This is a genomic window from Micromonospora sp. ABR4_055 (assembly GCF_056160425.1).
The window spans coordinates 58,112-71,426 of the sequence record NZ_JBSWXD010000003.1 but is presented as its reverse complement, the minus strand read 5'-3'; the positions used below and the strand labels follow the sequence as shown (position 1 = coordinate 71,426).

14 protein-coding genes are annotated in these 13,315 nt (G+C 69.5%); 10 read left to right on the top strand and 4 right to left on the bottom strand.

Going from position 1 to position 13,315, the window contains the following annotated elements; all coding sequences use genetic code 11:
• The first annotated feature begins 216 nt into the window (after nucleotides 1-216).
• Genes paaA through paaE form a run of 5 tightly spaced genes read left to right on the top strand, consistent with a single transcriptional unit; the run spans nucleotide 217 to nucleotide 4,181 of the window.
• Nucleotides 217-1,395, top strand: coding sequence for a 1,2-phenylacetyl-CoA epoxidase subunit PaaA (gene paaA, locus ACXAHD_RS02135; protein ID WP_281552111.1), 1,179 nt, complete (start codon nucleotides 217-219; stop codon nucleotides 1,393-1,395).
• Entirely contained in the window at nucleotides 1,392-1,694 is a 303-nt protein-coding gene (gene paaB / locus ACXAHD_RS02130; protein WP_281567191.1) for a 1,2-phenylacetyl-CoA epoxidase subunit PaaB, read from the top strand. Before paaA ends, paaB begins: the two co-directional genes overlap by 4 nt.
• Nucleotides 1,691-2,473 (top strand): 1,2-phenylacetyl-CoA epoxidase subunit PaaC, encoded by a 783-nt coding sequence (paaC, locus tag ACXAHD_RS02125; protein ID WP_281567192.1) that lies wholly within the window; start codon nucleotides 1,691-1,693, stop codon nucleotides 2,471-2,473. Before paaB ends, paaC begins: the two co-directional genes overlap by 4 nt.
• Nucleotides 2,467-3,018: a 1,2-phenylacetyl-CoA epoxidase subunit PaaD gene (paaD, locus tag ACXAHD_RS02120; RefSeq protein ID WP_281552108.1), complete on the top strand. Its 552-nt coding sequence runs from the start codon at nucleotides 2,467-2,469 to the stop codon at nucleotides 3,016-3,018. The genes paaC and paaD overlap by 7 nt, the downstream gene beginning before the upstream one ends.
• Nucleotides 3,018-4,181 carry a 1,2-phenylacetyl-CoA epoxidase subunit PaaE gene (paaE, locus tag ACXAHD_RS02115; protein ID WP_281552107.1) on the top strand — a complete coding sequence of 388 codons (1,164 nt, stop codon included), beginning with the start codon at nucleotides 3,018-3,020 and terminating at the stop codon, nucleotides 4,179-4,181. The genes paaD and paaE overlap by 1 nt, the downstream gene beginning before the upstream one ends.
• Nucleotides 4,182-4,208: 27 nt before the next feature.
• Here paaE and ACXAHD_RS02110 read toward each other — a convergent pair whose 3' ends face one another.
• The 4 genes from ACXAHD_RS02110 to ACXAHD_RS02095 all read right to left on the bottom strand — a co-directional run bounded on the left by ACXAHD_RS02110 (nucleotide 4,209) and on the right by ACXAHD_RS02095 (nucleotide 8,187).
• Nucleotides 4,209-4,754: a P-loop NTPase family protein gene (locus ACXAHD_RS02110; protein WP_281567194.1), complete on the bottom strand. Its 546-nt coding sequence runs from the start codon at nucleotides 4,752-4,754 to the stop codon at nucleotides 4,209-4,211.
• A 15-nt stretch (nucleotides 4,755-4,769) separates the two neighbouring features.
• Nucleotides 4,770-6,041 (bottom strand): glycosyltransferase, encoded by a 1,272-nt coding sequence (locus ACXAHD_RS02105; RefSeq protein ID WP_475048224.1) that lies wholly within the window; start codon nucleotides 6,039-6,041, stop codon nucleotides 4,770-4,772.
• A 146-nt stretch (nucleotides 6,042-6,187) separates the two neighbouring features.
• Entirely contained in the window at nucleotides 6,188-6,376 is a 189-nt protein-coding gene (locus ACXAHD_RS02100) for a hypothetical protein (protein ID WP_475048222.1), read from the bottom strand.
• A gap of 350 nt (nucleotides 6,377-6,726) precedes the next feature.
• Nucleotides 6,727-8,187, bottom strand: a complete 1,461-nt coding sequence (locus tag ACXAHD_RS02095; RefSeq protein ID WP_281567196.1) for a phospholipid carrier-dependent glycosyltransferase — start codon at nucleotides 8,185-8,187, stop codon at nucleotides 6,727-6,729.
• Nucleotides 8,188-8,204: 17 nt separating this feature from the next.
• Between ACXAHD_RS02095 and mqnC the strand changes: the two genes are divergently transcribed.
• The 5 genes from mqnC to ACXAHD_RS02070 all read left to right on the top strand — a co-directional run bounded on the left by mqnC (nucleotide 8,205) and on the right by ACXAHD_RS02070 (nucleotide 13,300).
• A complete protein-coding gene (gene mqnC, locus ACXAHD_RS02090; protein WP_281552102.1) occupies nucleotides 8,205-9,395 on the top strand; it encodes a cyclic dehypoxanthinyl futalosine synthase in 1,191 nt (396 codons plus the stop codon).
• A gap of 474 nt (nucleotides 9,396-9,869) precedes the next feature.
• Nucleotides 9,870-10,571, top strand: coding sequence for a demethylmenaquinone methyltransferase (locus tag ACXAHD_RS02085; RefSeq protein ID WP_281567500.1), 702 nt, complete (start codon nucleotides 9,870-9,872; stop codon nucleotides 10,569-10,571).
• A 266-nt stretch (nucleotides 10,572-10,837) separates the two neighbouring features.
• Nucleotides 10,838-12,109: a geranylgeranyl reductase family protein gene (locus tag ACXAHD_RS02080; protein WP_475048217.1), complete on the top strand. Its 1,272-nt coding sequence runs from the start codon at nucleotides 10,838-10,840 to the stop codon at nucleotides 12,107-12,109.
• Nucleotides 12,110-12,246: 137 nt separating this feature from the next.
• Nucleotides 12,247-12,612: an NADH-quinone oxidoreductase subunit A gene (locus tag ACXAHD_RS02075; protein ID WP_123607118.1), complete on the top strand. Its 366-nt coding sequence runs from the start codon at nucleotides 12,247-12,249 to the stop codon at nucleotides 12,610-12,612.
• Between the two features lie 10 nt (nucleotides 12,613-12,622).
• Nucleotides 12,623-13,300 carry a NuoB/complex I 20 kDa subunit family protein gene (locus ACXAHD_RS02070; RefSeq protein ID WP_123607119.1) on the top strand — a complete coding sequence of 226 codons (678 nt, stop codon included), beginning with the start codon at nucleotides 12,623-12,625 and terminating at the stop codon, nucleotides 13,298-13,300.
• The last annotated feature ends 15 nt before the right edge of the window (nucleotides 13,301-13,315 follow it).

The following is a 13,315-nucleotide window of genomic DNA, read 5'->3' as shown; positions in this document are numbered from 1 at the left end:
GGAGTGCCAGCCCTCGCGCGCCGGAGATCTCGGGGGATGGGTGTCGGATAGATATGGTTCGTCCAGTTAGTTGAGTATTTTCAGGATGATAAGTGGATAAGCATCACATTCACCAGGCGTCGCTGATCGCTCGCTGTCCCGACTTGGTCTCTGGCGGTGAAGATTTTTCGACAGCTGTTACAGGGCTTGGCTACGACTGGGGATTCTTGTAACACTATGTCGGTGGACGGTGACGACGCCCAGACGGTGAGTGGCGCCCGCGGCGGGATCCTCGACGAGGTCGAGGCCGCTGAAGCTGACCTGCGCGCCGCGGCGCTACGCGGCCGGATCCCCGGTCCACGCGTCGCCGACGAGCTGGCCGATCCGGACGATCCGGGTGATCCCGACCGCTCGACCGATCCCGACCGGGACTTCACCGAGATGATCGACGCCGACCAGAAGATCGAGCCGCGCGACTGGATGCCGGACGGCTACCGGCGCACGCTGATCCGGCAGATCGCCCAGCACGCGCACTCCGAGATCATCGGCATGCAGCCCGAAGGCAACTGGCTGACCCGGGCGCCCAGCCTGCACCGCAAGGCGATCCTGCTGGCAAAGGTCCAGGACGAGGCCGGCCACGGGCTGTACCTGTACGCCGCGGCGGAAACCCTGGGCGTCAGTCGGGAAGAGTTGCTCGACCTGCTGCTCGCCGGCCGGCAGAAGTACAGCTCCATCTTCAACTACCCCACGCTCACCTGGGCAGACGTCGGCGCGATCGGTTGGTTGGTGGACGGTGCGGCGATCATCAACCAGGTCCCACTGTGCCGTTGCTCATACGGCCCGTACGCCCGCGCCATGATCCGCATCTGCAAGGAGGAGTCGTTCCATCAGCGGCAGGGCTACGAGATCCTGCACACCCTCGCGCACGGCACACCGGCCCAACGTCAGATGGCCCAGGACGCGGTGGACCGCTGGTGGTTCCCGTCGCTGGCGATGTTCGGCCCGCCGGACGCCGACTCGACCCATTCGGGCCAGTCGATGCGATGGAAGATCAAACGGTTCTCCAACGACGAGCTGCGCCAACGCTTCGTGGACATGTGCGTCCAGCAGGTCGGCCCGCTCGGGCTCACCCTGCCCGATCCCGGCCTACGGTGGAACGAGCAGCGTCAGGCGTACGACTTCACCCCGCCGGACTACGACGAACTGCTCCGGGTGATCCGCGGCGACGGGCCGTGCAACCGGCAGCGACTTGCCCACCGGCGGGCCGCGCACGACGCCGGCGGCTGGGTCCGCGAGGCGTCCCGGGCGTACGCCGAAAAGCAGGCCAGCCGGCGGAAAGCCAGCACCGTGCCGGCCGGGGTCGGCACCGTGCCGGCCGGAGTGGGCGCTCCGCCAGTCGGAGCGGAGGCCGGATGAGCGGCGAAGCGGCCCGGACCCCGCCCACCCCGCTGTGGGAGGTCTTCATCCGGTCCCGGCGCGGGCTCGCCCACACCCACGTCGGTAGCCTGCACGCGCCGGACGCGGCGCTCGCCCTGCGGCACGCCCGCGACCTGTACACCCGACGGCAGGAAGGTGTCTCCATCTGGGTGGTACAGGCGGAGTCGATCACCGCGTCCAGCCCGGACGAGAAGGACGCCTTCTTCGACCCGGCGGCCGACAAGGTCTACCGGCACCCGACCTTCTACCAGGTGCCGGACGGAGCGCAGCACCTGTGACCACGACACCCCCCGACCAGCTGCTCTGCTGGGCCGACGACGCGTTGATCACCGCTCAGCGGCTGGCCGCCTGGTGCGCCCGTGCCCCCGAGCTGGAGGAGGACGTCGCGCTCACCAACATCGCGCTCGACCAGCTCGGCGTGGCCCGGCTGCTGCTGTCGTACGCCGCCGAGCAGCTCACCCCCGATGCGGTGCCGGCCGCGCCGGCCGACCAGCCGGTCACCGAGGACACCCTGGCCTTTCTCCGCTCCGACCAGGAGTTTCGCAACTGCCTGCTGGTGGAGCTGCCGGACGACGACTACGCGATGACCATCGGCAAGCTGCTGTTCCTCGCCGCGTACCAGCTCCGGCTCTACGCCGTGCTGAGTGCCGGCGCCGACCAGCGGCTCGCCGCGATCGCCGGCAAGGCGGCCAAGGAGTCCACCTACCATCTCGACCACGCGCGGCTGTGGACCCTGCGGCTCGGCGACGGCACCGAGGAGTCGCGCCGCCGCATGCAGTACGCGGTCGACGAACTCTGGCCGTACACCTATGAGCTGGTCGCCCCGGTGCCCGGCAGTGGCCCCGCCGACCTGCGGGCCGACTGGCTCGCCGTCATCGGTCCGATCCTTGCCGAAGCCACCCTGGCCGCGCCTGCCGGCACCGGGTCCGCCGCCGCTGGCGACGGTGGCGGCTGGCGGCCCGGCGGCGGTCGGCTGGGTCGGCACACCGAACACCTGTCGTACCTGCTGGCCGAGATGCAGGTGGTGCACCGGGCCCACCCAGGCGCGCGATGGTGACCGGACCCCCCGCTGCAGCCGGCGGGTTCAGCTCGGCTGGTGGTGGGGCCAGCTCGGCCGCTGGTGGGACCGGCTCGGCCGCCCGGGCGGCGGTCGAAGCCGTCGTCGACCCGGAGATCCGCGTACTCACCATCGCCGAGCTCGGCATTCTCCGCGCCGTCGAGGTCACCGAGGCCACCGGCGCTGTCCGGGTGACGGTCACCCCCACCTACAGTGGATGCCCGGCGATGGAGCTGATCCGGGGCGAGATCCGGGCGGCGCTGCACCGGTCCGGCTTCACCGACGTCGCGGTCGTCACCGAGTTGGCGCCCGCCTGGAGCACCGACTGGATCACCGAGGCTGGCCGACGCAAGCTCGTTGCCGCCGGGATCGCCCCACCGTCGCCGGCCACCGTCGGTCCGGTGCCGGTGCCGGTGACCGTACGCTGCCCGGCCTGCGGCTCACCGCGCACCGAGCAGCTGAGTCGATTCGGTGCCACGGCCTGCAAGGCGCTGTGGCGGTGCCTGGCCTGCACCGAGCCGTTCGAGCAGATGAAGGCGTTCTGATGGCGGTGACGATCAGTCGACCGGCGCGACGGCGCCCGGTGTTCCATCCCCTCCCGGTCGCCGATGTCGATCAGCTCACCGCCGACGCCGTGGCGGTCACCTTCGCCGTACCACCGGAGCTGCGCGACGCGTACCGGTTCCAGGCCGGACAGCACTTGACCGTACGGCTGGTCGACCCGGCCGGCGGCCCGGAGATCCGCCGCTCGTACTCCATCTGCTCGACCCCGGCGGAGCTCGCCGACCACGGCCGGCTGCGGATCGGCGTGCGGCACGTCGCCGGTGGTGCCTTCTCCGGGTACGCGGTGCGCCAGCTTGCCGCCGGGGCCACCGTGGAGGTGATGCCGCCGCTCGGGCATTTCACCACCAAGTTCGAACCGGGCCGTAGCCGGTACTACGGCGCGCTGGCCGCCGGCTCCGGCATCACGCCGGTGTTGTCCCTGCTCGCCACCGGGTTGGCCACCGAGCCGGGCAGCCGGTTCACGCTCGTCTTCGGCAACCGGTCCGCGCACACCGTGATGTTCGCCGACGAGATCGCCGACCTGAAGGACCGGTACCCGGACCGGCTGCAGGTGGTGCACGTGCTGTCCCGGGAGACGCAGGACGCGGAGTTGCTCACCGGGCGGATCGACGCCGCCCGGTTCGGCCGGCTGCTGGACACCGTGGTGCCGGGACACCAGGTGGACGAATGGTTCCTCTGCGGGCCATACGCGCTGGTCATGACGGCCCGGCAGGTGCTCACCGAGCGGGGCGTGCCGGACGAGGCCGTACACAGCGAACTCTTTCACGCCGGGGACGCGCCGCCGGCCGGCGCCGACGCGGTTACCGATGTCGACGCGGCACCAGGCACCGATCCGGCCGGCACCGAGGTGACCGGCGCGGACGTGACCAGTACGGAGGTGACCGTACTGCTCGACGGGCGGGCGTCGACGGTGCGGACGCGGCCGGGGGAGCGGGTGCTCGACGCGGCCCTGCGGGTCCGGTCCGAGTTGCCGTACGCCTGCAAGGGTGGGGTCTGCTCGACCTGCCGGGCGAAGGTCGTCGACGGCGCGGTGACGATGGCCCGCAACTACGCCCTGGAGCCGGACGAGGTGGCCAACGGTTATGTGCTGACCTGCCAGTCGGCGCCCACCACGCCGACGCTCACCGTCGACTACGACGCCTGACGCGCTGGCCACGACGGCTGCCGGGCGTCACGGGGATGATCGTCGACCGAGCTGGTCGAGCAGTTGGCGGGCCTGCTGGTGGGAGGTGAGCCGGACGAACCGCAGCCGGCGCCACCGGGGGTCGACCGAAGCGGCCTGGATGCGGCTCCGGTAACGGGCGTGCTGTTGCCAGGCCCAGACGATGATCGACTCTTCCGGATCAAGGCTGAACACGTTCGACCAGCGCTCCCGGTTGCCGTTCCACAGTTCCACCCGGTGCGCCGCGCGGCGTACCGTACGTCGGACGATCTGCTGCATCACCTGCCGGCGCGGCAGGTCGAACCAGATCACCGTGTCGACTCGCCGCCAGATCAGGTCGCGCACCGTCGAGTAGTTGCCGTCCACCACCCAGCCGTCGCCGGAGACTGCGGCCGCCACCCGTTCCCGGAACTCCGGTTCCGGTGTCGGCTGCCAGTCCTGCTGGTGGAACAGGGCGTCCAACTCGATGTGCGGCACACCGAGCCGTACGGCCAACTCGGCGGCCAGAGTGGACTTACCTGAGCCTGGTGCCCCCATGACCGACACCCGTCGCATGGATGCAGGCTAGCGTCAGGAGACCACCTTGGCACCGGCTCCGGAGGGCTGCTCGACGTGGGCGGTCCGCTGCTCGGGAATCGACGGGGCGCTCAACGTGACCTCGACCGTCTTTCGGGTGCCCCATCCGGTCTTCCAGCAGGTGACCACGCCGTACCACCGGGCGGCGCGCAGTACCAGCATCGCCCAGAGCACTGCGACCGGGGCGAGCATCCAAGTCCCCAACTGGTACGCCGCCGACTGGTCGGACCGGCGGATCGCCAGGTAGCGGAGGCACTGTGCGTAGCCGATCGCCATTGGCACACAGATGAGCCAGGGTAACGCGGCCAGCGAAGGCTCCCGGATCGGTTGTACCACCGCGATGGTCAGGAACAGTGCGGTGGACAGTAGCGTCGTCGCCCATCGAATCAGGTGTAGCCAGTACGCCCACGACCGCAACGGCAGGTATCGCATCCGCCACAGTGACCGGATGAACGATCCGCGCATCCAGCGGATGAACATCCGCAGGAAGTGGCCGGTCTGCTCCGGCATCAGCGCGAAGGCGAACGCGCTGGGCTGTTGCACAGTTCGGCCGCGCAGCATGGCGAACAGGGTCAGCATCGAGTCGTCGCTGAACGGCACCCGACGTCCTGCGAACCTTTCATGCAGATAGCTGTCCAGATTGTCGCGGATCACCTGGCCTCGGTAGACGGCGATGGGCCCCGAGTTGACCCAGACCGTGCCGAACACTGACAGGCTGGACCGATCGGTCAGCTGGCCGGTGACGAACCACAGGTCGGTGAACCGGGTCAGGAACGATGCGTGAACGTTGGCTGCCATCACGATCCCGGCGACGGACTGCACCGTCTGATTAGCGAGGGGTTTGAGTAGCTCGTTGAGCGTTTCCGGGTCGCTGATCGTGTCCGAGTCGACCGTCCAGTACACATCCGCGTCTGGCGCCTGGCCGACCCCGGCTGCCTGCGCGTGTCTCTTGCCGGCATTGTCCTGGCGCAGCCATACCGGACGGATGCCGCTGTCGCTGGCTGCCCGCTGAAACCAGATGCGGGTCTCGGCGTACCCGACGTCGCCGGTGGTGGAACCGTCATCCACCACGACGATCGTCTGCGGCCGTCGTCGTTGACCGATCATGGACTCGAGGCATGCGCGCAGCGCGGCCGGGTCCTCGTTGTACGCGGGGACCAACGCGGCCACGTCCAGCGTGTCGAGGAGCCGCTGTCTGGCCGGGCCAACCTGGTAGGGCTGGTTGAGGTAGGCAAATCCCAGCTGCCACACCAGCAGTCCGTACATCAGGACGTAGATCGCCGCGAACTGATGCCCGTTGCCTGCGCTGAGTAATCCGATTGCTGCAAACGCATGGTGGGCCGCCCATACCGCTACTGCCGCCAGAAGGAATGCTGCGGCGGTGAGGATCCGGCCCCTGACGAGGGTCGCGGTCATCGATGGGCGGCGGAGCGACCTCGACGGAACGACAACCGGATGAGAACCGCTCCGATGATGATCATAACTGCTGCGGTGACCGCCATCATGAGTGGCAGTGGCAGGCTGAGCTGCCCGAGACCGGCCACACCACCGAGGGTGACCGCAAGGTTCGCGCCGGTCCGCGGCAGTGAATCACCTGACATGACGTTGTCTCCTTGGCTGCGGGCGGATAGGGGGATTTTGCGCACGAGGGTTCGCCGAGATCGGTATTCGGCGGCACGTCCGGACGGGGGTCCGGTTGAGGTATGGAAGACGGAGACCCGACTGGCTGTTGTGATGCCGGCCGAAGGCGGTAACCGGGCGGTGCCTTGTTCGGCCGCAGCCAAGAGTAGTTGCGTCGGCGACAAAGCGCTAGATGCATCATCGCCTTGGGATCACAAGACAAACGTGAGTTCATCTGCGTTGCGATCGCTTTTCTGAATGCTCTTCGTGACTCATTCTCGGGTTTGTTCACGTTATGCGGCCTGGCCCATACGAGTTGCGAGTCGGCCGGTCAATCGATCGTTCCGCTCTGCTTGGCCGAACCGCCGACAGCGGGAGCACCGGCCAGCGGTCGACGGTGGATCAGCCCCTGGGCGGCCAGGGCCGCGGCCACCGCTGCCAGCGGCAGGGCCGGCAGCGCGTACCGGGGCTCGTACATGCCGATCGCCACGGTGAACACGGCCAGCCCTGGGCCGGCGACCACCAGCAGTACGGTGTCGAGCCGGATCCAGCCGGCGACCCGCCGCCCGGCGGCCAGCGCCGCGACGGTCAGCAGCACCGCCAACGACAGCACCACCGGGATGCCCCGGGTCCAGCTGCCGTACTGGTGCAGTGTCCGGGTCAGCGGGGTGGCCGGGTCCGCGACGACCGGCTCGGCGACCGCTGCCTGGTATCCGGTGGACGCCTGGGCTGGCGGACAGCTCTGCTCGACCCGCACGTCGGCGGAGCGGAACCGGACCGGCGGCACCAGCCGCTGCCGCAGGCACTCGTTCATCGGCCCGAGGTACAGACCGGGGACGAAGTGTGCCGCGCTCTCCCGGCCGACCGTCGCGAGGTAGTCGCCGGGCTGCTGACTGATCACCGACCGGGAGAAGCTGGTCAGCACCTGGGCACCCTCCGGCGTGTAGACCCAGTCGCCGAGTCGGGCCGGCCGCCGCCAGAAGAACGCATCGGCCCGGTCCCAACGCTGGCCCGGCGGCTGGTCCGGGCAGGCGACCCGCTCCTCGTCGGTCAGTTCGATGCGGTCGCAGTCGGCGATCATCGCGGCCCGGCCGTACAGGGCGGTGCCGCTCTGCGCGCTGTAGACGCTCTGCCGGTCGCCGATCCAGACCATCACCATGACGTACGGCACGCCGAAGGCGAGCAGGTAGCCCAGCACCGGCCGCCAGCCGACCCGACGTACCACCAGGTAGCCGGCGAGCAGGAGGGCGACCGGCAGCGCGGTGGGTTTGGTCACCCAGGCGACGGCGATCAGCCCGCCGGAGACAACGGCCGCCACCGGACCGGGTCGGGACGACCAGAGCAGTGCCCCGACCGCGGCGGCGAACAGCACCGTGAACATCAGGTCAGGCAGTAGGTAGTGACCCATGGTGAGGACCAGGGAGTCGAAGATCAGCGGTACGGCGGCCAGGGTGGCCAGCCAGCGGGCCACGCCCCGGCGCAGCAGCAGGGCGTACAGGGCGACGGCGAGCAGCAGGCTGAGCAGGTGCTGCACGGCCGCGACGGCGGCGAGTGTCCGGGTCTGCTGTAGCGCGGACAGCAGCAGAACGTAGCCGATCGGCCGGTTCGGGTGCGGCTCCAGCGGCTGCTGCAGCATCAGCAGGTACTCGCCGCTGTCGCCGTGGAACCAGAACGCCGGCTGATACGCGGCCAGGTAGGCGATCCGCAGTCCGAGACCGGCGGCGAGCAGGATCACCAGAGGCAGGTGGCGGCGCAGTGGCGTCATCCGGTCGCTCTGCCCCTCCCTCGACATGGCAGTACGCTTCATGCGTGACTACCAGCCGGGAGATCGACAGCATCCTGCAGCGTGGCGCCGACGGTGGGCGGATCTCCGCCGAGGAGGCGCTGCTGATCTACACCGAAGCGCCGTTCCACGCCCTCGGCGAGGCCGCGGACGCGGTGCGCCGTCGCCGGTACCCGGACAACGTCGTGACGTATCTGATCGATCGCAACATCAATTACACCAATGTCTGCGTCACCGCGTGTCGTTTTTGCGCTTTCTACCGGGCGCCCAAGCACGCCGAGGGCTGGGCCCACCCGATTGAGGAGATTCTGCGTCGTTGCGGCGAGGCGGTCGAGCTGGGCGCTACCCAGGTGATGCTCCAGGGTGGCCACCATCCCGATTTCGGGGTGGAGTACTACGAGCAGCTGTTCGGCGCGGTCAAGGCGGCGTACCCCCGGTTGGTGATCCACTCGATCGGGCCGAGCGAGATCCTGCACATGGCGAAGGTGTCCGACGTCTCGCTGGACGAGGCGATCACCCGGATCAAGGCCGCCGGGCTGGACTCGATCGCCGGTGCCGGCGCCGAGATGCTGCCGGACCGCCCTCGGCGGGCGATCGCCCCGCTCAAGGAGTCGGGGGCGCGCTGGCTGGAGGTCATGGAGCTGGCGCACCGGCACGGCATCGAGTCGACCGCCACGATGATGATGGGCACCGGGGAGACCAACGCGGAGCGGATCGAACATCTGCGGATGATCCGGGACGTCCAGGACTCCACCGGCGGTTTCCGGGCGTTCATCCCCTGGACGTACCAGCCGGAGAACAACCATCTCAAGGGCCGCACCCAGGCGACGACCCTGGAGTACCTGCGGATGATCGCGGTCTCCCGGCTCTTCTTCGACCAGGTGGCGCACCTGCAGGCGTCCTGGCTGACCACCGGCAAGGACGTCGGCCAGTTGGCGCTGCACATGGGGGTCGACGATCTCGGTTCGATCATGTTGGAGGAGAACGTGATCTCCTCGGCCGGCGCCCGGCACCGGTCGAACCTGCACGAGCTGATCTGGATGATCCGCTCGGCGGGCCGGATCCCCGCCCAGCGGGACACCGAGTACCACCATCTCGCCGTCCACCGCGATCCGGCGGACGACCCGACCGACGAGCGGGTGGTGTCGCACTTTTCCTCGATCGCGTTGCCCAACGGCGGGGCCCGCCGCGATCTGCCGCTGGTCGACGCGCACTGACCCGGCCGGGGCCGTGCGCTGACCGGCCCGGATTCGTCCGATCGGCTGGCTGGTGAGGCCGACCAGTCAGCCCCAGTCGGCCGGCGGGTGGGCCGGTGATCGGCCGGTCGTGGCACACAGTGCCGTCGATGCGGCGAGGCGGCGCGAACCTTAGGCCAAGAGGCCATAACGTGTTGATCACGAGGGGCGCGAAGCTTCCCGTCGGCCGCTAACGTCCTCGTCAACAACGTTCCGGCAGCCGCTCGCGCCGCGACGCCGTCCCCCTGGTCGTCGCAGGTCACGTCCCCTGATGGCGGTGGTCGCCGGAGCCGTACTCCAGCGGTCCGAGGGGGCCGTCTACATAACGCACGGCAGTACGGGCGAGGTGGGTCAACCCACCTCTCCCGTACTGTATGTGGCCTCGGTCACCCTCGCCGCCGGCCCCGCGCCGCAGGTCGGGACGGGCGACTGGCAAAGTGGTCGGGCGTGACTGACATCCCGCCGCCGGTCCGCGCCGGCCTGGACAAGCAGCCGGCCGAGGTCGCCGCGATGTTCGACGGCGTGGCCGGCCGGTACGACCTGACCAACACGGTGATCTCCTTCGGCCAGGACCGGCGGTGGCGCCGGGCCACCCGCGCTGCGCTCGACCTGCTTCCCGGCGACCGGGTGCTCGACGTCGGTGCCGGCACCGGAGTCTCCACCGCCGAACTCGGCCGGGGCGGGGTGTGGGCCGTCGGTTCGGACATCTCGCTCGGCATGCTGCGGGCCGGCCGCCGGGCCCGTCCACAGGTGCCACTGCTCGCCGGGGACGCCCTGGCGTTGCCGTTCCGGGACGCCAGCTTCGACGCGGTGACGATCTCATTCGCCCTGCGCAACGTGGTCGACACCGATGCCGCGTTGGCCGAGCTGGCCCGGGTGACCCGGCCCGGCGGGCGGATGGTGGTGTGCGAGTTCAGTCAGCCGACCAGTCCCGCCTTCCAGACGCTCTACCTGTCCTATCTGATGCGGTCGCTGCCGGCGGTGGCCCGCGCGGTGGCGAGCAACCCGGATGCGTACGTCTATCTGGCCGAGTCAATCCGGCAGTGGCCGGACCAGGCGGCGCTCGCCGGGCGGATCGCGGCGGCGGGGTGGCGGTCGGCGCAGTGGCGCAATCTCACCGGTGGGATCGTGGCGCTGCACCGCGCCACCCGGCGGTAGCGCCATGCGACCCGGGCGTAGCGCCACGTCATCGGGGAGCGGTGCCGTGCTGCCGTACGCCGGATCCGGGAGCGCGAGCGACGGGTCCGCCACTGCTTGGTGTCCGTCGATGGGTGATTTCGTGTCGTCGGTCACCCGCCGAGGTCGCTACCTCGCAGGGTTAGGGTCGCCTAACCGATTGCCGCCCTGTTAACGGTTCTAGACTCACCTGCGAGACGGCTTGTGAAGCATTTCACGAGCGACTGGGAGGCGAACGGGAGGTGGCTGTGAGCGAGACCGAAGCCGATGTGATCGTCGTCGGGGCGGGCCCCGGCGGTTCCGCGACCGCCTTCCACCTCGCCCGGCACGGCGCACGGGTGCTCATGCTGGAAAAGACCACGTTTCCCCGGGAAAAGGTCTGCGGTGACGGGCTCACGCCGCGCGCTGTCAAGCAGTTGATCAAGCTGGGTGTCGACACCTCGCCCGAGGCCGGCTGGCTGCACAACCGTGGCCTGCGGGTGATCGGCGGCGGCATCCGGCTCGAACTCGACTGGCCCGACCTGGCCAGCTTCCCCAACTACGGCCTGGTCCGAACCCGGCTGGACTTCGACGATCTGCTGGCCAGGCAGGCGGTCGAGGCGGGGGCGGTGCTGCACACCGGCACCAACGTGGTGGCCCCGGTGCTGGATGCCACCGGGCGGGCGATCGGCGTGACCGCCGAGGTCGGCCCGGACAAGCAGCCGGCCACCTTCCACGCCCCGTTGATCGTCGCCGCCGACGGGGTCTCCGGCCGGTTCCCGCTCGCCATGGGGCTGGCCAAGCGCGAGGACCGGCCGATCGGAGTCGCGGTCCGGCGGTACTACCGGTCGCCGGTGCGGCACCGGGACGAGTACCTGGAGTCCTGGCTGGAGCTGCGCAGCCGGGAGGGCGGCGAGAAACTGCTGCCCGGCTACGGTTGGATCTTCGGCATGGGCGACGGCCGGGTCAACGTCGGCCTGGGCGTACTCAACTCGTCCAGCGCCTTCGGCAAGACCAACTACCGGCGGATGCTCACCGACTGGCTGGGCAGCACACCACCGGACTGGGGGCTGGCCGACGAGGCCAACGCCGACGGCCCGATCCTCGGCGCGGCACTGCCGATGGGCTTCAACCGGGTCCCGCACTACACCCGGGGAGTCCTGCTGGTCGGCGACTCCGGCGGTATGGTCAACCCGTTCAACGGTGAAGGCATCGCGTACGCGATGGAGTCCGGTGAGCTCGCCGCCGAGGTGGCGGTGCAGGCGTTGGCCCGGCCGGCCGGCGCCGACCGGGAGCGGGCGCTGGCGCACTACCCGAACGAGCTGAAGGCCCGCTACGGGGGCTACTACCGGCTCGGCAACATCTTCGTGAAGATGATCGGCAACCCACAGATCATGCGAATCGCCACCAAGCACGGCATGCCGCATCCGACACTGATGCGGTTCGTGCTGAAGCTGCTGGCGAACCTGACCGATCCGCGTGGCGGGGACGCGATGGACCGGATGATCAACGCGATGACCAAGGTGGCTCCGGCCGTGTGACGCCGCCGGCAGCACCCCGGGCCGTCGGCCCACCGCAGTAGTCGCCAGGATGGGGCAACGACGCCCGGTCCCGGCGGGAGACATCACAGATCGCTGGAAACTGACCGCGGGCAGGGAAGGACGAGCAGGAGAAACCCATGTCACTCTCGCCTTACATACCCATCGTCGGGGTGTTCGCCCTCGCCTCGGCCTTCGCGTTGTTCTCGGTGGCGGCCGCCCGGCTGGCCGGGCCGCTGCGCTACAACCGGGCCAAGCTCGAAGCGTACGAGTGTGGGATCGAGCCCAGCCCGGAGCCGGTCGGCGGCGGTCGGATCCCGATCAAGTTCTATCTGACCGCGATGATGTTCATCATCTTCGACATCGAGATCATCTTCCTGATCCCGTGGGCGGTCTCGCTGGACCCGCTCGGCGCGTTCGGCTACGTCGCGGTCTCGCTGTTCATCGTCGCCGTCTCGGTCGCCTACGTGTACGAGTGGCGGCGCGGCGGGCTCGACTGGGACTGACGGAGGAACCATGGGAATCGAGGAGAAACTCCCCGCCGGCGTACTGCTCACCTCGGTGGAGAAGCTGGTCAACTGGTCCCGCAAGACCTCCGTCTGGGGGGCGACCTTCGGCCTGGCCTGCTGCGCGATCGAGATGATGGCGGCCGGTGCTCCGCACTACGACATGGGTCGCTGGGGCATGGAGGTCTTCCGGGCCTCGCCGCGGCAGGCGGACCTGATGATCGTGGCTGGTCGGGTCAGTCAGAAGATGGCCCCGGTGCTGCGGCAGATCTACGACCAGATGGCCGAGCCCCGCTGGGTGTTGTCGATGGGGGTCTGCGCCTCCAGCGGCGGCATGTTCAACAACTACGCCATCGTGCAGGGCGTGGACCACGTGGTGCCGGTCGACATGTACCTGCCCGGCTGCCCGCCCCGCCCGGAGATGCTCATCGACGCGGTCCTCAAGCTGCGGGAGAAGATCGGCCACGAGCCACTCGGCCCGAACGGGCGCAAGATGCTGGAGGCCCGCCGGGCCCGCGGTGACGTGCCGGTGGTCGCGCCCGGGGCGATGCCGTCGTCGTACCGCTCCGACAAGGCCCGCCGGGCCGAGTGGGAGCAGGCCGTCCGGGAAGGCCGCGAGGAACAGTTGCGGATCGAGAACTGGATGAAGGCCCAGAACCACCTGCACGCCCGGGAGCGGCTGAAGTGATTCCCGCGTCGACCA